Raw genomic sequence first — 17936 nt, 5'->3', positions numbered from 1 at the left:
TCGTCCCTCTTTGCACTTATTCAGTACTCGCGGCTTTCTTTCCTCTTCCAAAAAACCACCAGTTCCAGTCGCCCAGAAGTTTCATAAGGGAAGGTACTAATACCATCCGGATAATCGTTGCATCGATGAAAATCGCAATCGCGATTCCGACGCCGAGCTGCTTGACAGGCATGACACCGGTGAAGGCAAAGGCCCCGGTTACAACAATCATGATGGCAGCAGCGGAGGTGATGATTTTGCTGGTTGTTGTTAAGCCAAGTATCGTCGCTTTGCTGTTATCGCCGGTCTCCAGATAGTATTCCTGAATTCTGGAAATAAGGAACACTTCGTAGTCCATTGACAGGCCGAAAACGAGAGAAAATACAAACACCGGTAAAATCAAGGCGATCTCAACAGGCTCCATCCCAAAATGGCCTTGCTGGAAAATATAAACGACAATCCCGAAGGTTGAGCCGAGGCTCAGCATGTTCATCAGAATAGCCTTTATCGGTATTAACAATGAGCGGAATGCGATCATCAGAATAATAAACGTTGAGATGAAAATCAGCAGAAGCCCGTAGGGGGCCTTCGCATAGATTTCATCGAAAATCTCCTGTTCAAATTTTATATGTCCGCCAACATATGTTTCGAGCCCAAATTCTTTTTCAGACCAGGTACGCACCCATTCGCGCGCCTCCACCGAATGCTCTTCCGTTTCGAGGAATACATTGACGATCATCTTATTGCCTTGAATAAAATAGTCCTCCAGAGCCTGAAGTTGTTGAGCCTGACCACCGCCTCCGGAAGAGAGGAGCTTCAGTTGTTCATACTCTTCGGGACTTGAAATCCCTGCTGCTTCAAAAAACGATTCAACTGAGCCAACCAGCTTGTCATCTTTTAATCTGTCAATAATATTCAGTGCTTTTTCAAGGTTTGGCCCTTCAGCTATATTATCTTCCGATTCAAGAATGACCGTAACCTTTTGATAGTCACGTTTTCCTTCAGGCTGGAAGTGGTCCATGAACGTCTCGTAAGCTTCCCTAGATTCATAGTTGGCTGGAAGCGAATCGGTCCCTGGAATGACAAGCTGCATATCACGTACAGGGATTAAGAAGACAAGCAAGATTGCAAAAGCCGCAAGCATCATTTTTGCAGGATGTTTCATGACAAATTGGGCAAAGGAATGCCATCGGTTTCCTTTTTTTCTGTCGGGTTTTATTACCGTAAACTTGTTAATGCGTTCTCCAAGCAAAGCAAGGAACGCAGGCAGGAATGTAATCGCGCAAAGAGCTGAAATGAAAACAACCGCCATTCCTCCGAGCGCAACATTTTGAAATATGTCAATCTGAATGAATAAAAGACCTGAAAGGCCAATAAATACACATAATCCTGAAAAAATGATCGACCTTCCCGCTGTTGCGACCGTAATCGCAATACTGTCAGAGACCGAGTGATTTTTCAACTCTTCCTTAAAACGGTTTATAATCAATAACGCAAAGTCAATGCTTAGCGCCAGGCCTATCATCGGGACAATGTTTAAAATAAAGATGGAAAGATCAGCGGCATAACTGAAAAAGTAAACAATCCCCATCGCCGATAAAATTGAAACAATCCCGATAATGAGAGGAATTGAGGCAGCGACGAGGCTTCCAAACGCGAGGATAAGTACAATCAAAGCAATCGGCAAGCCAATCATTTCAGCTTTAGCCAAATCCTTCTGGCTGGCTTCATTTAAGTCCTTCACAATAACAGGCTCGCCTGTCAGCTTGACAGTCATCCCATCTTTATCCACCAACATGGATTTCAGCTCATCGATTTCATCTGCGAGACTCCCAGATTGCTTATCAAAGGCAATAACTCCATAGGCGAAATCATCCTTGACCATCCCTTGCCCTTCGAAAGGGGAGGTCACTGATTCTGCGTGTTTAAAGTCTTCCAACCTTGTAAATGTGGCCTCTATGTACTCTTTCCATTCGTCCCCGTCAACTGCAGCGTCTTTTTCAAAAAGAAGCAGAATCGTGGATTTGGGATTGCCAAAATCCTTTTTAAGGATATCCCTCGTTTCATTATAGTCCCCATCAAACTCAAAGCCGTTTCCGCTCAGAACGTTCGGCAGCCTGATTGCAAAAATTGAAAAGAAAACAATCATGGCTACCCAAACGAGCAGAATCGGATATTTATATTTACTTGTTAATCTTCCTAAGCGTTCCATGTAATGAAAGACCTCCTATTTCCACTCTCACTACTATCTCATTTTGCCATATTTTTCTTTGCATGTAGTCAATGATTTTGACAAAGAAGATAATCTTTCTGATTCTTTTACCCCGAGATTGTGTCAAAAATCTAAAAAAATGTTCATTTTAAAAATAACAAATGTAAAATTGGTGGGCAGTATGCAACCATTTTTGGTACGATATAACCATAATGATGTAGCAGGTGATAGTATGGAAAAAGACAAGCTTGCCAAAGTGATAGAAGCCGCAAAGTTATATTATTTACTTGATTATAACCAAAATGAAATCTCAAAGGTGCTGGGGGTATCTCGCCCGACTGTCTCAAGGCTACTGCAGCTGGCAAAGGATAAGGGCATTGTCCAAATCACAATTAAGGATCCGGTTGAAAACATTGAGAACCTTTCAGCAGCGCTGCAATCAAGATTTGGTTTGAAAAAGGCAATCGTTGTTTCAGTTCCGCAGTATGAGGGAACGGTTATTAAAACATTTCTGGGAGAAAGGGCTGCAGGTTTCCTGAATGAAATTGTTAAAGACGGGGATATTATTGGGGTAACCTGGGGGACAACCATCTATCATGTTGCCGTCGAACTCAGGCAAAAACCTTTGACGAATGTCAAAGTTGTCCAATTGAAAGGCGGAGTCAGCCATTCAGAGACAAATACCTACGCCTCTGAAATTCTGTACCTGTTTGGCAAAGCATTCAATACTGCTCCACACTACTTGCCACTGCCTGCAATAGTCGATCATCCTGTTGTAAAACAGGCAATGGAGGCAGACCGACATATTAAGAGAATCCTTGACTTAGGAAAACAGTCAAACATAGCAATGTTCACAATTGGGCCTATTCGCAAAGAATCCCTGTTATTCCAGCTGGGGTACTTTTCAGAAAGCGACCTCGATTCCTTGTACGGGAAGGCTGCTGGAGATATATGTTCCCGGTTTTTTGATAGTGAAGGAAAGATTGTCAATGAGAGTTTGAACGAGCGAACGCTTGGCATTAATCTAGAGGATTTGAAAAGCAAGGAATATTCGATTTTGGTAGCAGGGGGACAGAATAAAGTCGAGGGGATCTTCGGAGCTCTTAACGGCCATTATGCAAACGTTTTAATTACTGATCAATATACGGCGCAATTCCTGCTTGAAAAAACAAAACCCAATTAAAGTTACACATTTGTTCAAATAATAGGTTACAGATGTTCATGATTTTTGATATAGTAAAAATGCAAGAAAAAGGAGGAAATCATTATGGTTCAAAACATTGCTGCAATGATCGATCATACACTATTAAAAGCAAATGCAACTAGAGCAGAAATAACAAAGCTCGCCGAAGAAGCAAGCGAGTATAAATTTGCTTCTGTCTGCATTAATCCGGCTTGGGTAAAAACGGCGGCTCAGCTCCTTGAAAAGTCCCCTGAAGTAAAGGTTTGCACAGTAATTGGATTCCCATTGGGAGCCAGTACCCCTGAAACAAAGGCATTTGAAACGAGAAATGCTATTGAAAATGGGGCTACGGAAGTTGATATGGTAATCAATATCGGAGCATTGAAGGATGGTGACGATGAACTTGTAGAGCGTGATATTCGTGCGGTTGTCGAAGCTGCAAAAGGAAAAGCGCTAACAAAAGTGATCATTGAAACATCGCTCCTGACTGATGAAGAGAAGGTGCGGGCATGCAAGCTTTCAGTAAAAGCAGGTGCTGACTTTGTAAAAACCTCCACTGGGTTTTCGACTGGCGGTGCTACCGTTGAAGACGTGCGTTTAATGCGTGAAACAGTGGGGCCTGAAATAGGTGTCAAAGCTTCAGGCGGAGTCCGCAGCCGCGAAGATGCCCTTGCAATGGTTGAAGCAGGTGCAACGAGGATTGGTGCCAGCTCCGGGGTGGCCATTGTCAAAGGAGAGACATCAACTGGTTCATACTAACGTGATTTGAGGGAATGACAATGAAAGAAGTAATTCTTGCGTTAATTGCCGGCACGGCAGTCGGAATTCTGTTTAAGTTTCTGAAACTGCCTCTGCCGGCGCCACCAGTCTTTTCCGCAGTTGTTGGTGTATTTGGTGTTTATTTTGGCGGTGTCGTTTTCGAGTGGCTAATTAAGTTTTTCCAAAGCTGACATATAGGGGGAACAGTGACATGGAAGAAAAAGAATTGATTCAAGAGGCCATAAAGGCAAGGGAATTCGCATATATTCCGTATTCAAAATTTGGGGTGGGAGCCGCGCTATTGTCAAAGGATGGACGGGTTTTCCGGGGCTGCAACATTGAAAATGCAGCCTATTCAATGGCAAACTGCGGCGAGCGCACCGCGATTTTTAAAGCTGTCTCTGAAGGAGTAAGGGAATTTTCTGCATTGGCGGTAGTAGCAGATACCGAGAGGCCTGTATCTCCTTGCGGGGCTTGCCGCCAGGTTATAGCCGAATTGCTTGGGCCTGACGTTGATATTATTTTAACCAATCTTAAAGGTGATATCCTAAGGGTCCGTTCGGAGGACCTTCTTCCAGGAGCCTTTTCGCCAATAGACCTTGGTTAATTTTTATAAGAACGTTCTGTTATAACTGAACGTTGATTTCACTTTGTTTGAAAATAAACGGATAAATTCCTGCTAAATTGGAAAACAGCCATATTTCCTTAAAAATAAGGGATGTTTTTCCGGTTATATGATACAATTCATTGGATTTTGTCTTATTTAGAGTAGTTAATCGGAATATCTCCTTTTATACTGCTTCTTAAGCTGCCTCTATATACATTAGCCGGAAATTCTCCGCCTATGGATTGTCATACCTTCACGAACATCAACAATAATTAATAACAGAACCTATAAAAAAAGAAGCTGGCCCAAAAGTATATCTTTTGGGTCAGCTTCTTTAAGTTCTATGAAGATTAGGATTTCCTTGATACAAACTCATTGCCTGTAACCCAGAACCGCCAGGGATAATCACGGGCCTCGCCTGAGTTGTCTATTCCAATCCGCTTTCCCGATGAAATGGATGAAGGCTGATATCCTTTGGCGATAAGCAGCGGGAGCTGGTTCAGCTTTCTTCCGTAATCCTCCATGGTAATGCCTAATGCTTTTGTAAGTTTCCCGGGTCCGTTCGTCAAATTCCGCCTGATTTGGATACCTCGCCTTTTCTCCATTAATTCTTCCCCCAGGCATGGTTCAACAGCCCGGATCAAAATCGCTTCCGGATTGCCTTTGCCACCACTCACGACATTGACAAGGCAGTGGGTGTGCATCACATATGTGTAGGCAAAGCCTGATTCTGCAAACATGATCTCTGTCCGTTTCGTTCTCCGGTTCATATAGCTATGGGCTGCCTGGTCGAAAGGTCCGATATATGCTTCTGTTTCGACAATATAGCCTGCTGTCATCCCATCGGCTGTTTCTTTTGCAAGAATGCAGCCAAGCAAGGCCTTTGCCAGTTCAAGGGTAGGCTGCCCATAAAATTCATCTTCGAGGGGCTCCAGCGTGACATGTGAATGATTCATTGATCTTCTCCTAAACATAAACTTATTTTCTACCTTCCCCTGTAGGAACTGTTGTAATCTTTTACATGAGGGAATAAAGTCAATGTTCATAAATTTGTTTACAAGTCATTTTATTGTTTCTGGATTCTTCTGCAAATACACTAATATGTAGTTAGTGTTTTAATTAAAAAGGTAATCCCTTATGTATGCTAAAGGACCTCTCCTTGGCGTTGGGAAGAACGGGCAGATTTTCATTCCAGGCAGGGAAGACAAAAAGATGTAAAAGTTTTTCCCATGCCCCGACTTTACAGTGTCAAGTATCACTGCTCACATTCTTCTTCATTGATAAGGTATACTATAAGGGAGCTAACAAGGGGGATGCGCACTTTGGACAAGAGAGATAAATACAGAATTGAAAAAGATTTTCTTGGGAAAAAAGAGGTCCCGTTCGATGCCTATTATGGGATTCAAACACTGCGTGCGGTTGAAAATTTCCCAATTACGGGCTATAAAATTGATACGAGCCTTATCAAGGCTATGGCGATTGTAAAAAGGTCCGCGGCTATGGCAAATAAAGCAACAGGGCAGCTTGAAGAAATAATTGCTGATGCTATTATTGCTGCGGCAGACGAAATTATTGATGGCAATTGGCATGATCAATTCATTGTCGACCCTATTCAGGGCGGGGCTGGAACTTCTGTCAATATGAATGCCAATGAGGTAATTGCCAACAGGGCACTGGAGCTAATCGGAAAACAAAAGGGAAGCTATCATATTATCAGCCCGAACACTCATGTTAATATGGCCCAATCCACTAATGATGCTTTTCCAACCGCAATTCATATTGCCGTCCTGGATTCTCTGCAAGGTTTGCTGGCGAACATGGATGAGCTTCAACAGGCATTTTTCAAAAAATCAGCCGAATTTGATCATGTTATCAAGATGGGCAGAACCCACCTTCAGGATGCAGTTCCCATCAGGCTAGGACAGGAATTCATGGCTTATGCCCGTGTGCTTGGCCGGGATATTGGCAGGATCCAAACATCAAGGCAGCATCTGTATGTTGTAAATATGGGGGCAACAGCAGTAGGTACAGGACTGAATGCTGACCCCGCCTATATTGAAAGAGTGGTTCACTACCTAGCCGAATACAGTGGCTTCCCTCTGGAAAAGGCTGACCACCTTGTCGATGCCACCCAAAATACGGATAGCTATCTGGAAGTCTCGGCAGCCCTTAAGGTTTGCATGATGAATATGTCCAAAATAGCCAATGACCTAAGGATGATGGCTTCAGGGCCGCGGGCCGGTCTTGCGGAAATCAAACTTCCTGCCCGCCAGCCTGGCTCGTCGATTATGCCGGGGAAAGTGAACCCGGTCATGGTGGAAGTGCTGAACCAGGTAGCATTCCAGGTTATCGGGAATGACCATACGATTTGTCTGGCAGCGGAGGCTGGCCAATTTGAATTGAATGTAATGGAGCCGGTACTCGTTTTCAACCTGCTTCAGTCGATTAAAATTATGACAAATGTTTTTGATGTGTTCCAGCGCTATTGCCTTGAAGGCATTGAAGCCAATCGGGAGCGGCTTGAGGAATATGTAAACAATAGTGTCGGGATCATAACTGCTATTAATCCCCATGTTGGATACGAAACAGCCGCTGCTATTGCCAACGAGGCAATTGAGGCTGGGAAATCGGTTCGGGAGCTGTGCATTGAGAAGGGAGTCCTGACTCGGGAGGAACTGGATATCATCCTTGATCCATTCGAAATGACAGACCCAGGTATATCCGGAAAAGAGCTGCTTAGAAAACGAAACTTAATTGAAGCATAAACGCAAGAATGGCATCTTCCCAAAGGGGAAGATGCCATTTTACCTTTAAATGAAAATATTGAGGATGTAGTAGAAAAGTGCCGCTATTGTCGCCGAAATCGGTAACGTGATTACCCATGTAATCAGCATCCGTTGCGCAGTCCCCCATTTAACGCCCTTCAGGCGATGGGAAGCGCCTACACCAAGAATACCAGAAGAAATGACATGGGTAGTACTGACTGGCATATGAATATAAGTCGCGCCAAAGATAATCATCGCGCCAGTCAAATCAGCTGCAACACCATTGATTGGGCGGATTTTCATAATCTTGCCGCCAACCGTCTTGATGATTTTCCATCCGCCAACCGAAGTTCCAAGCCCCATTGCAACAGCACAGGAGAATTGAACCCAGAATGGGATATCGGTTGAGTCAACATAGTTGTTGGCAATTAAGGCCATCGTAATAATCCCCATAGCCTTCTGGGCATCATTCGTTCCATGCGTATAGGATTGAAGGGCGGCAGTTCCAATTTGGATAAACCTGAAATTCCTGTTTGTTTTCGTGAGGTTGGCATCTTTGAAAAGAATTTTAAAAATGCTGTAAACAATATAACCAACAACGAAAGCTAAAATTGGCGAGAAGATGAGTGCCTGCAGTATTTTCAGGAAACCAGTGTAGTTCAGTGAACTAATGCCTGCAGAGGCTATGGCAGCGCCTGCAATTGAACCAATAAGTGTGTGTGACGAACTGCTCGGAATCCCATAGTACCATGTCAGGAGGTTCCATGTTATACCGGACAGCAGTGCAGCCAAAATAACAATTGAACCGTTCTGCAAAGTGAAAGGGTCAACAATGTCCTTCGTGATTGTCTTTGCTACACCAGTAAACGTCATTGCGCCCACGAAATTCATGACAGCAGCCAAAATAATGGCATGCCTCGGTTTTAATGCCTTAGTGGAAACAGACGTTGCGATCGCATTTGCCGTATCATGGAACCCATTGATGAAATCGAACGCAAGAGCGAAAATGACGATCGCTACTGTTAAAATAAATACTGGATCCATTGTTCCGCTCCTTATGCGTTTTTCATTATGATGGTTTCAAGTGTATTGGCTACTCCCTGGCAGCTATCTGCGATATCCTCGAGTGTCTCATAAATTTCTTTGTACTGGATAATCCGGATTGGATCCTTTTCAACAGTGAACAGGTTCTTAATAGACTGACGGAGGATGCCATCGCATTTTGATTCATAATCCTTAATTGAGATTGCATGCTCGCGGATTTGCAACAGCTTTTTCGAAGCAAGCAGAGTTACAGCTTTCTCAATTTCTAAAACACTGCTTTGAATCGCAATTGTGAATTGCTTCATATAATCATCTGCCTCTGTTATGGAATACATCTCAAATAGGGCAGCGCAATGTTCAAGTCCGTCGAGGACATCATCCATGCTGTTTGAAAGGTGGAGGATATCTTCTCTTTCAATCGGTGTAATGAACGCATCGTTCAATTCCTTTATAACAGAATGGACAAACGTATCGCCTTTGGATTCGAATTCCTTCATGCTTTCTGAAAAGATTTTGAGGTCTGAGACATTTTTCAGTTTGTAATCGGTGAAATAATTTGCGCTTTCCTTTAGGTTTGATGCGATTTCACTTAGCAGGCTGCTGAATTTATCATTTTTCTTGAAAACCATGGTCTTCCTCCATTTACTAGATTAATGATTTCGTAAGCTTACTAATTGTATAAGAAACTTGTCGAAATTGGGAAGTGGTTTACGCTAAATTTACAAAAACTTAACATTATAAAGTTCATTATTGAGGCGTTTTTTTAATGAAGTTTACAAAAAATTTATTTGTTATTTACATTACTTTTTCTTATACCCTTTTTTATCTTAACAAACCGAAACTGTACTAATTGATTTTCTTATCTTGTGCAAGCAACTGCAAATCCATGTAGAATAAGGGTGAAACTGTAAAGGAGGGATTTTTTCATTGTCATCATTAAACGATACATTCCGCTTACATAACGGTGTCGAAATGCCCTATTTTGGACTGGGAGTATATAAAGTGGAAGAGGGGAAACAAACAGAAGCCACTGTTGCAGAGGCACTCCGGCTAGGCTACAGGCTGATTGACACTGCCGCCCTTTATGAAAATGAAGAAGGAGTCGGGCGGGCGGTTAGAAACAGCGGAATTCCCCGTGAGGAAATATTCATTACAACAAAGGTGTGGAACAGTGAACAAGGTTATGAAAGCACACTAAAGGCCTTTGATACAAGCCTTCAAAAGCTTGGGCTGGACTATATTGATTTGTATCTCATCCACTGGCCGGTCAAGGAAAAATACAAAGATACCTGGAAGGCACTGGAAGAGCTTTATTCGAATGGAAAAGTTCGGGCAATCGGGGTGAGTAATTTCAATATTCATCACCTCGAAGACTTAATGGAACAAAGCACGATTAAGCCAATGGTTAATCAAGTGGAACTCCACCCGGTATTGGCACAAAAGGACTTGGTGAAATTTTGCAGCGAACAAGGGATATTGCTCCAAGCCTGGTCGCCTTTAGCGAGAGGCCGGATATTAGCGGATCCTGTATTAACTGCGATTGCAGGCAACTATGGAAAAACACCGGCACAAATTATTTTAAGGTGGCATTTGCAGAACGGGGTTGCGATTATTCCAAAATCTGTTACTCCTGCAAGACTACAGGAGAATGCTGCTATATATGACTTTGAACTCTCGGATGAAGATATGGCATTAATAGATGGCCTGGATGCCAATACTCGCTTCGGACCCGATCCCGAAAACTTTGATTTTTAATTCATTTATTTGTCCTCCCTCATTTTGAGGGAGGTTTTTTTATTATATATGGTGAATTTGAAAATTTTTTTGAAGTCCTGGATGAGAGAGGAAGGCGCGAAGTTCGTTCGAAAATGCAAAAAGCGCATTTTCTCCTGCGATGTTTTTTCAGGGAAGCTTTTTCAACGTCATGCGTGGGAGCAGCTAGATAGGCTCACCGCACGCCCCTAAGGTCCGCGAAGCGCCTCGTGACAGGCAAAGAACGTCTGTCCCTGCGATGAAAATTCTAAGAAGCTTTCCTAATGTAGAACGGAAATAAACAGACCTATTTAGAAAAATTATTTTTTCAATCTATATAATAGGAAAAGTTTGATTTAATCATTCCTATCGTATAAGAATTTCATTCACCGATAAAACTCGCGAACGGCGGGTTGTTCTTATGTATAGAGAAAATAATCAACCTATTTCTATAATAAAGTGAAATCCTGCTATAAAACGACAACCATGTTCATTATATTTAGATAATAAATTGCCGGATAAATAAAAATATTAAATATGGGCAAGCTACTTTTCAAGGGAGTGTTTATTATAAAAAAATGCGGGTAATTTAAAGGTACAAACAGTTAGCGAGACACGAAGGAACAAACCGTTCTAATAACTGTTTGCTGCTGCAGCAGAATATACAAACACAAACTTTCAAGGAGTGAAAACCACATGGAATTTCTATGGGCATTAATAGTAGGCGGTATTATAGGTTGGTTAGCAGGGATGGTAGTAGGCAGGGATATTCCGGGCGGAATTATAGGTAATATTATTGCAGGTTTCGTTGGTGCATGGTTAGGTACAGCGATCTTGGGCGATTGGGGTCCTGTAGTCGGCGGCTTTGCGATAATTCCTGCCATTATTGGAGCAGTTATCCTGGTATTCCTGCTAAGCATGATTATGAAGGCATTCAGAAAATCTAATCACTAACAAGGTTAAAGGCCTCCCAACCATGGGAGGCCTTTAGTTTTTTGGTAAAATCCTAAATTTTTTCGAGGTCAATGTCCTTGAATATCGGTGGGCTGTCCATGAATGGAGCACGTACAGCCAACCTTTCGAGCGTAATTGGATGGGTGAACTCAAGTTTAGCAGCGTGCAAGGCCTGCCTGGTGAACAGCGGTCTTCCGCCGTAAAGCTCATCACCCGCCAGGGGATAGCCAATGTGGCTAAAGTGGACCCTGATTTGATGTGTCCGGCCTGTATCAAGCCGGCAGGCCACAAAGGTTAGTTTATTGTATGGCTCGGTTTTCAGAACTTTGTAATGGGTGATGGCTGCCTGTCCCGAAGGTGAAACCCTTCTTCGAACAGAATGGTGCCGGTCTCTCCCAATCGGCAGGTTGATTGTGTCTTTTTTCTTTAATCCTGTTCCGCACACCGCAGCAATATACGTTCGTTTGATCAATCGCTTTTCAAGCATCCCATCCAGAATGGCGCCTGCCAATGGGTGTTTTGCAAACAATATCGCTCCGGTCGTATCCCGGTCCAGCCGATGGGTTTGCTGAACTGAAGCGCCTTTTCCTTCTGATTGAAGATGGAAGGAGACAGCATTAAGGAGTGTTTCTGTTTCCCCGGGAGTATTGGGATGGGTATTTAAAAAAGCGGGTTTATTGACAACCAGGACATGTTCATCTTCATATAAAATCGCCAGGTCAAGGTAAAAAGGCTCAACCTCCGTGGGTTGAGTATCAAAGAGATCCATCAGGAGCTTTGAACCAGCATCCAGCGGCTTGTCCCAGCCAATTTTTTCCCCTTTGAAGGTCACTCTTCCTTCCATCCGGAATAAATGTGCCTGTTTTTTGGAAGTTTTCCATTTTTCCCTGAAAATCTGTTGGACCGTAATCCCTTGCCAGGCAAAGGGAATGGTTAATTCTAGCTTGTTCCCAAGCATTTTAGTGGTCAGCATCCGATTATCCTTCCTTCCTGAATCGTGGTTTAAATTACCAGCCTTTTTACAGTTGGAATATGCTATTCTATTGGTATATTACGCGAAGTTTACAAATGTAACAAAAGGTGGGCTTTTTAGTGAGGATTGTTTTCGCATCAACCCCCGGCCAGGAGGAAGAAATTAACGGACTTATTCATTGTTTTTATTCACGGATTTTGCCTTTGTATTTTACTGAGAAAGAGATTTTGGAGTTTAAACGGCTCTCTGTCCTACATATGGAAAGCGCTTCATATGGAACCCTGAGGGACGCTTTCTATGTGATGGCCAGCCTGCAGACTATCATTTTTATCCTTGAAGCGCCAGTGCCTGGAGACTACCACAGGGCTCTCTTTGAAAAAAATGCCGATAATCTGCGTGATTATGGACTTTATTTTCCTTTTGATTATAGTTCTTTCGTTCCCGAAAAAAAAGGCGCAGATTCAATCTTCAATATGTACGCACCTGCCGCCAATCAATTGCCTGTCTAAAATAAGTCCTAACAAAAACGCCTGCAGGTAAAAGTTGCGGGCGTTTTTGGCTGTTTTTTAATCTTTTACATTGTCAGCGAGCCATTGCTGGTATTGTTCCTTATCCTGTCCGCCTGTTACCCTTGCGACTTCCTTGCCGCCTTCAAAGTGAATTAATGTCGGGGTTCCCTCAATCGCGAATTCATCCCATGCGCTCTCATATTCCAGTACATTCAACTGATCAATGGTTATATCCATATCTTTGGCCAGTGGCATTAAAATTGGAGTCGATTCTTTGCAATACGAACAAGTTGGGCTATAAAAGTAGACAGTAGCATCTTCGCCGCTTTCGAGTTTTTCATTCAAGCCATTCAAAGTAATGATATTTTGGTAATGTGGATCCTTGAGCTGTGCAACGGTTTCAGGATGCAGATTGTCTTTTCCATACGGATTTTTCGCATCAACTGTTTCTTTGTTGCTCAAATTGGTAAGATAAGCTGTTCCTGCAAATAAAATAATAATGATTCCAAGAAAAATAAGTATCTTTTTCATGAGATGGATTCCCCCTTGTTTTTCCTTACAAGAATTAGGCTACATATAAAGATAATCGCAAAAGCCGTCAAAGCCAGAAAGGGAATAGTGATAAACCCAAGCCAATTAATGTATTCCCCGGTACAAGGAATCCTTCCACATTCAGGAGATGCTTTGGCCAAAAACGATAATTTTTGCAGTGAATAATGATAGGCAGAAACAGCCATGCCGATTCCTGACAGCCACACGCTGTATAGGGCAATCCGGTAATCTTTTTTTACAATCGCAATTCCCAGCAGAAGGGCCATCGGGTACATGAGTATCCGCTGATACCAGCACAGGACACATGGTTCATACTTTCGGATTTCAGAAAAATAGAGGCTTCCAAATATGGCGATGATGGAGGCTGCCCAGGCCAAAAACAAAATGTTCTCCCTGCTATCTTTTTTCAATGTATCACCCCTTTTTCATATCTTAAGGGAAAACATTTTTTTGTACAATAAATTGGAATTAGTGAATGTTGGAAATATAGCCCGCAACCCGATAAAATAATGGGTATACACATTAGTGCCCTTTTTTGGCATGGTTAGAAAAAAGTAAGAGTTTTATGAGCGGAGGTATAATGATGGATTGGAGAGCTAAAGCAGAAAAATGGATTGGATTTGATCGGCTCGACCCTGAATTGCGGGTCGAACTGGACAAGCTGAAAGGAAACGAAAAATCGCTTGAGGAAGCTTTTTACAAAGATCTTGAGTTTGGTACGGGCGGGATGAGAGGAGAAATCGGTGCAGGTACGAACAGGATGAACATCTACACAATCCGTAAAGCATCTGCCGGCCTTGCTTCGTTTATTGAAGAACAAGGCAACGAAGCAAAACAGCGCGGGGTGGCGATTGCCTATGATTCAAGGCATAAATCCCCTGAATTTGCGATGGAGGCTGCAAAAACCTTGGCTACGAGGGGTATCAAGGCGTATGTGTTCGATGAATTAAGGCCGACTCCCGAATTGTCATTTGCGGTAAGGCATCTCAATGCCGCAGCGGGGATTGTGATTACCGCAAGCCACAACCCGCCTGAATATAATGGATTTAAGGTATACGGGGATGACGGTGCCCAATTGCCGCCAAAGGAAGCAGATTTGGTCATTGATAAAGTGAATGAGGTTGAAAGTGAACTTCTAATTCAAGTCGAGAGTGAGGACACGTTAAAAGCATCGGGATTAATTGAAACAATTGGGGCTGAGATTGATGCTGCCTATACGGAAAAACTGACAACTATTTCTGAAAACCCGGCTATTTCCTCCGAGTCTCCTATTGAGATCGTATTTACCCCTCTGCATGGAACGGCCAACAAGCCGGTAAGAGCAGGGCTGGCGGCACTTGGCTATGATAAAGTCCATGTCGTCAGCGAGCAGGAGCTGCCGGACGCGGATTTCTCAACGGTGAAAAGCCCCAACCCGGAAGAGCATGCAGCATTTGAACTGGCTATCCGCGATGGCAAAAAGGTCAATGCTGATATCCTGATTGCCACAGACCCTGATGCAGACAGGCTTGGCATCGCAGTCAAAAACACTGAAGGAGAATACGTTGTCCTGACCGGAAACCAAACCGGTGCACTGTTGCTTGATTATATCTTAAGCCAGAAGAAGGAAAAGGGGACACTTCCTGAAAACGGTGTTGTCCTGAAAACAATTGTTACGTCTGAGCTTGGCAGGAAAATTGCCGAAGTCTATGGTCTGGAAACGATTGATGTTTTGACAGGGTTTAAATTCATTGCTGAAAAAATCAAGCAATATGAGAAGACAGGCGAGAACACCTTCCTGTTTGGCTATGAGGAATCATACGGTTATCTGATTGGCGATTTTGCCCGTGACAAGGATGCGGTCCAGGCGGCTCTTTTGGCTGCTGAAGTGTGTGCTTATTATAAGGAAAAGGGCATGAGCTTATATGAAGGCTTGATGCAAGTGTTCGAAAAATATGGATACTTCCTAGAGGGGCTCCGCTCCATGACGATGAAAGGGAAGGATGGTGCAGAGGCAATCGCAAATATCATGGCGAGCTTCCGCATCGATCCCCCTTCTTCACTGGCAGGACTCTCGGTAACGGCATCAGAGGATTACCTTGAAAGTGTCCGGTCATCATCCGAAGGGAATTCTGTAATAGACTTGCCAAAATCAAACGTTTTGAAGTTTTTCCTCGAGGACGGATCATGGGTTTGCCTGCGTCCATCCGGCACTGAACCGAAGATCAAGTTTTATTTTGGCGTCAATGACAGAAGCTTTGAATTAAGCAAACAGAAATTGGCTGAAATTGAATCAGCGTTTATGGAATTGGTTAATTCCAAAATCTAATCTTTGCCCGGCAGCCATTTGGTTGCCGGGTTTTTCTGGTTTTTTGAGTTTCGATAAATAATTCAGCGGCTTGTTTATTAATTGGTTATGTGCAGAACATTTCGAAATTTAAAGTTCCAAAAAAGTTTAAAAGCAGTATAATTTTAGACGAGGGGGGATGGGATGGATAGGCTCTCAATTTTAAAGGAGATTGCCGAACTTCTGAATAAGGGGACAGATATAACTATCATCCTGCCGGAGGTTCTGCAAAAATTGCTTGACGTCACCGGCCTTGGATCGGGATGGATTTTTCTTTTTGACAAAGAGGGATCGTACCGGCTGGCAGCACACGAAAACTTGCCTGAAGCTTTGTCTCGTGCCGATTATGCCCCAATGTGCTTTGGTGAATGCTGGTGCACGGAGCGTTATAGAAACGGCCGGCTTGATAAGGCGACAAATATAATTGAATGCAAACGGCTTGAGGACGCCATTCTCAATCGTTGTGGTGATACAGGCGGGCTCAGCCATCATGCGACAGTTCCGCTAAAGGCAGGCCGCGAAAAATTTGGAATCCTGAATGTTACTGCGCCTCATAAAACCCATTTTGAAAAAGATGAATTGGCTCTGCTTGAATCAGTTTCCCTCCAGATTGGCGCCGCACTCCAAAGAATTCAACTTGTCGAACGCGAACAAGAGCTGGCCTTGGTGGCAGAACGGAATCGGCTTGCCAGAGATCTTCATGATTCGGTAAACCAGCTTTTATTTTCACTAAATTTGACAGCCAGGGGCGGCGCAGCCATTGCAAAGGATAAAGAAATGGAAGAAACCTTTTCCTACATACAAAGCCTTGCTCAGGAAGCGTTGAATGAAATGCGAGCGCTCATATGGCAACTGCGGCCACAGGGGCTTGAAAACGGATTAGTTGCAGCATTAAAAAGCTATGCAGGAATGCTTGGTGTTGAAGCTGAAATCAATGTGAAGGGGATCATGAATCTGCCGGGCCGAATTGAAGAATGTATTTGGCGGGTAGCCCAGGAAGCAATGGCCAACTGCAAAAAGCATTCGGGTCAGCTGAAGATAACCATCGATATCCAAGCTTCGAAAAACAGTATTTTTGTCGTCCTTTGTGACCAAGGTGAAGGCTTTAATTATAATGAGCGATGCGATCTGCCATCATTGGGCCTTAAAGGAATGAAAGAGAGAGTAAAAGCGCTTGGCGGTAATTTTTTGATTGAAAGTGCTGTGGGAGCAGGCACAAAGCTGACAGCCGAAATACCACTATAAGGGAAACTTCCATCAGCGCTTTTTGCTGATGGTTAGTTGAACCAATCGGGTATTTAGGGACAGTTGCCTCCGAAAGAGGCTTACTGACCCTTAATGCGGGATAAAGTGAAACTTCCGATGGGTAGTCCCGTTCTACTGCCGCTAACTCGCTAAAGAGCGCGGCGAGTAAACGGCACTACGAACCCGATTGGTTCAACTATGCCGCTGAATTGCACAGCGGCAAGTTTCACTGTATTTCACCAATCGGGCATTTAGGGGCTGTTATCCCACGCTAATGCTTCTTCGATTACTCTTAATGGGGGGGCTTACAGCCGGTTAATGCGGGAAAGAGGGGGAGAAGAGTTTGACGATTCGAATTGTAATAGCTGATGACCACCATGTGGTCAGACGTGGACTGGCCTTTTTTTTGAAAACACAGGACGATTTCGAAATTATAGGTGAAGCCTCCAATGGTGTGGAAGCTGTTAAGCTGGCCGTTGACTTGAAGCCTGATATTACCTTAATGGACTTGGATATGCCCGTAATGGACGGAATATCGGCTACGGCAAAAATCAGGGAGCAGGATCCTACGAGCAAAGTGATGATTTTGACGAGTTTCTCGGACCAGGATCATGTCCTGCCGGCCATTGAAGCAGGGGCTGCAGGTTATCAGTTGAAGGATGTGCAACCAGACGAGCTTGCAGCTTCAATTAGAAAGCTTGTATCAGGAGAGGCACAAATTCACCCGAAAGCAACCACACACCTGCTAACCAGTATAAAATCAGGCAGGCAGGTCGATGAGCTGACCCGAAGAGAAAAGGAGGTCCTACAAGAAATAGCGAGCGGCAAAAGCAACAAGGAAATCTCCTCGGCTCTATTTATAACGGAAAAGACCGTGAAGACCCATGTCTCAAATATCCTTGGCAAGCTGGGGCTTGCCGACAGGACACAAGCCGCCTTGTACGCAGTCAAAAACGGACTTGCAAAATAGAAAAGGACAGGCGCGTTCATGACAGGAAAACCGCCTTTGCTGAGATGATTATTCTAATTGTGTCCCTTAACTTTAAAAAGAGCACAGCCGCTTTTTGGCTGTGCTT

At 43.6% G+C, this 17936-nt stretch carries 18 protein-coding genes; 11 read left to right on the top strand and 7 right to left on the bottom strand.

Translation table 11 applies throughout. The features are described from left to right. Positions 1–16: 16 nt before the first annotated feature. Positions 17–2191 (bottom strand): MMPL family transporter, encoded by a 2175-nt coding sequence (locus A8F94_RS18460; protein ID WP_066203757.1) that lies wholly within the window; start codon positions 2189–2191, stop codon positions 17–19. A 232-nt stretch (positions 2192–2423) separates the two neighbouring features. Between A8F94_RS18460 and A8F94_RS18455 the strand changes: the two genes are divergently transcribed. From A8F94_RS18455 to A8F94_RS18440, 4 genes are all read left to right on the top strand, one after another. Next, positions 2424–3374 carry a sugar-binding transcriptional regulator gene (locus A8F94_RS18455; protein WP_066203755.1) on the top strand — a complete coding sequence of 317 codons (951 nt, stop codon included), beginning with the start codon at positions 2424–2426 and terminating at the stop codon, positions 3372–3374. 84 nt (positions 3375–3458) lie between these two features. Beyond that, on the top strand, positions 3459–4133 hold the full coding sequence (gene deoC / locus A8F94_RS18450; protein ID WP_066203752.1) for a deoxyribose-phosphate aldolase: 675 nt from the start codon (positions 3459–3461) through the stop codon (positions 4131–4133). Positions 4134–4153: 20 nt separating this feature from the next. Then, the gene (locus A8F94_RS18445; protein ID WP_066203747.1) at positions 4154–4324 is read left to right on the top strand and encodes a XapX domain-containing protein; all 171 of its coding nucleotides are present in this window, start codon (positions 4154–4156) and stop codon (positions 4322–4324) included. 20 nt (positions 4325–4344) lie between these two features. Next, a complete protein-coding gene (locus A8F94_RS18440) occupies positions 4345–4740 on the top strand; it encodes a cytidine deaminase (RefSeq protein WP_066203743.1) in 396 nt (131 codons plus the stop codon). A gap of 350 nt (positions 4741–5090) precedes the next feature. Here A8F94_RS18440 and A8F94_RS18435 read toward each other — a convergent pair whose 3' ends face one another. Next, on the bottom strand, positions 5091–5696 hold the full coding sequence (locus A8F94_RS18435; RefSeq protein ID WP_066203740.1) for a DNA-3-methyladenine glycosylase: 606 nt from the start codon (positions 5694–5696) through the stop codon (positions 5091–5093). Between the two features lie 366 nt (positions 5697–6062). Between A8F94_RS18435 and aspA the strand changes: the two genes are divergently transcribed. Continuing rightward, the gene (gene aspA / locus A8F94_RS18430; RefSeq protein ID WP_441294203.1) at positions 6063–7505 is read left to right on the top strand and encodes an aspartate ammonia-lyase; all 1443 of its coding nucleotides are present in this window, start codon (positions 6063–6065) and stop codon (positions 7503–7505) included. Between the two features lie 45 nt (positions 7506–7550). Here the strand turns inward: aspA and A8F94_RS18425 are convergent, their stop codons facing one another. After that, positions 7551–8549, bottom strand: coding sequence for an inorganic phosphate transporter (locus A8F94_RS18425; protein ID WP_066203735.1), 999 nt, complete (start codon positions 8547–8549; stop codon positions 7551–7553). A gap of 11 nt (positions 8550–8560) precedes the next feature. Next, positions 8561–9178, bottom strand: a complete 618-nt coding sequence (locus A8F94_RS18420; protein ID WP_066203733.1) for a DUF47 domain-containing protein — start codon at positions 9176–9178, stop codon at positions 8561–8563. A gap of 343 nt (positions 9179–9521) precedes the next feature. Between A8F94_RS18420 and A8F94_RS18415 the strand changes: the two genes are divergently transcribed. After that, positions 9522–10304 carry an aldo/keto reductase gene (locus A8F94_RS18415; RefSeq protein ID WP_077247825.1) on the top strand — a complete coding sequence of 261 codons (783 nt, stop codon included), beginning with the start codon at positions 9522–9524 and terminating at the stop codon, positions 10302–10304. Positions 10305–10997: 693 nt separating this feature from the next. Further along, a complete protein-coding gene (locus A8F94_RS18410) occupies positions 10998–11255 on the top strand; it encodes a GlsB/YeaQ/YmgE family stress response membrane protein (protein WP_043932198.1) in 258 nt (85 codons plus the stop codon). Positions 11256–11307: 52 nt separating this feature from the next. Here A8F94_RS18410 and A8F94_RS18405 read toward each other — a convergent pair whose 3' ends face one another. Beyond that, positions 11308–12228 (bottom strand): RluA family pseudouridine synthase, encoded by a 921-nt coding sequence (locus A8F94_RS18405; RefSeq protein ID WP_066203728.1) that lies wholly within the window; start codon positions 12226–12228, stop codon positions 11308–11310. A 119-nt stretch (positions 12229–12347) separates the two neighbouring features. Here A8F94_RS18405 and A8F94_RS18400 point away from each other — a divergent pair, with 119 nt between their 5' ends. Continuing rightward, complete coding sequence (locus A8F94_RS18400) at positions 12348–12737, top strand: DUF5365 family protein (protein WP_066203725.1); 390 nt, start codon at positions 12348–12350, stop codon at positions 12735–12737. 57 nt (positions 12738–12794) lie between these two features. Here the strand turns inward: A8F94_RS18400 and A8F94_RS18395 are convergent, their stop codons facing one another. Both A8F94_RS18395 and A8F94_RS18390 read right to left on the bottom strand, forming a co-directional pair. Next, on the bottom strand, positions 12795–13268 hold the full coding sequence (locus A8F94_RS18395) for a thioredoxin family protein (protein ID WP_066203719.1): 474 nt from the start codon (positions 13266–13268) through the stop codon (positions 12795–12797). After that, positions 13265–13699, bottom strand: coding sequence for a disulfide oxidoreductase (locus tag A8F94_RS18390; protein WP_066203716.1), 435 nt, complete (start codon positions 13697–13699; stop codon positions 13265–13267). The genes A8F94_RS18395 and A8F94_RS18390 overlap by 4 nt, the downstream gene beginning before the upstream one ends. Before the next feature lie 173 nt (positions 13700–13872). On the opposite strand from A8F94_RS18390, the gene A8F94_RS18385 reads away from it, so the two are divergent. The 3 genes from A8F94_RS18385 to A8F94_RS18375 all read left to right on the top strand — a co-directional run bounded on the left by A8F94_RS18385 (position 13873) and on the right by A8F94_RS18375 (position 17830). Beyond that, positions 13873–15597 (top strand): phospho-sugar mutase, encoded by a 1725-nt coding sequence (locus A8F94_RS18385; RefSeq protein WP_066203713.1) that lies wholly within the window; start codon positions 13873–13875, stop codon positions 15595–15597. Positions 15598–15759: 162 nt separating this feature from the next. Beyond that, positions 15760–16860 carry a GAF domain-containing sensor histidine kinase gene (locus tag A8F94_RS18380; protein ID WP_066203708.1) on the top strand — a complete coding sequence of 367 codons (1101 nt, stop codon included), beginning with the start codon at positions 15760–15762 and terminating at the stop codon, positions 16858–16860. Between the two features lie 343 nt (positions 16861–17203). Next, positions 17204–17830 carry a response regulator gene (locus A8F94_RS18375; RefSeq protein ID WP_066203705.1) on the top strand — a complete coding sequence of 209 codons (627 nt, stop codon included), beginning with the start codon at positions 17204–17206 and terminating at the stop codon, positions 17828–17830. Positions 17831–17936 lie beyond the last annotated feature (106 nt).

Source organism: Bacillus sp. FJAT-27225 (assembly GCF_001685025.1).
GTDB lineage: Bacteria > Bacillota > Bacilli > Bacillales > Cytobacillaceae > Bacillus_D.
This window is presented reverse-complemented; position numbering and strand designations above follow the sequence as displayed.

Coding starts and splice junctions, on each gene's coding strand:
- A8F94_RS18460 (WP_066203757.1), bottom strand. CDS start 2,191: ATGGAACGCTTAGGAAGATTAACAAGTAAATATAAATATCCGATTCTG.
- A8F94_RS18455 (WP_066203755.1), top strand. CDS start 2,424: ATGGAAAAAGACAAGCTTGCCAAAGTGATAGAAGCCGCAAAGTTATAT.
- deoC (WP_066203752.1), top strand. CDS start 3,459: ATGGTTCAAAACATTGCTGCAATGATCGATCATACACTATTAAAAGCA.
- A8F94_RS18445 (WP_066203747.1), top strand. CDS start 4,154: ATGAAAGAAGTAATTCTTGCGTTAATTGCCGGCACGGCAGTCGGAATT.
- A8F94_RS18440 (WP_066203743.1), top strand. CDS start 4,345: ATGGAAGAAAAAGAATTGATTCAAGAGGCCATAAAGGCAAGGGAATTC.
- A8F94_RS18435 (WP_066203740.1), bottom strand. CDS start 5,696: ATGAATCATTCACATGTCACGCTGGAGCCCCTCGAAGATGAATTTTAT.
- A8F94_RS18425 (WP_066203735.1), bottom strand. CDS start 8,549: ATGGATCCAGTATTTATTTTAACAGTAGCGATCGTCATTTTCGCTCTT.
- A8F94_RS18420 (WP_066203733.1), bottom strand. CDS start 9,178: ATGGTTTTCAAGAAAAATGATAAATTCAGCAGCCTGCTAAGTGAAATC.
- A8F94_RS18415 (WP_077247825.1), top strand. CDS start 9,522: ATGCCCTATTTTGGACTGGGAGTATATAAAGTGGAAGAGGGGAAACAA.
- A8F94_RS18410 (WP_043932198.1), top strand. CDS start 10,998: ATGGAATTTCTATGGGCATTAATAGTAGGCGGTATTATAGGTTGGTTA.
- A8F94_RS18405 (WP_066203728.1), bottom strand. CDS start 12,228: ATGCTGACCACTAAAATGCTTGGGAACAAGCTAGAATTAACCATTCCC.
- A8F94_RS18395 (WP_066203719.1), bottom strand. CDS start 13,268: ATGAAAAAGATACTTATTTTTCTTGGAATCATTATTATTTTATTTGCA.
- A8F94_RS18385 (WP_066203713.1), top strand. CDS start 13,873: ATGGATTGGAGAGCTAAAGCAGAAAAATGGATTGGATTTGATCGGCTC.
- A8F94_RS18380 (WP_066203708.1), top strand. CDS start 15,760: ATGGATAGGCTCTCAATTTTAAAGGAGATTGCCGAACTTCTGAATAAG.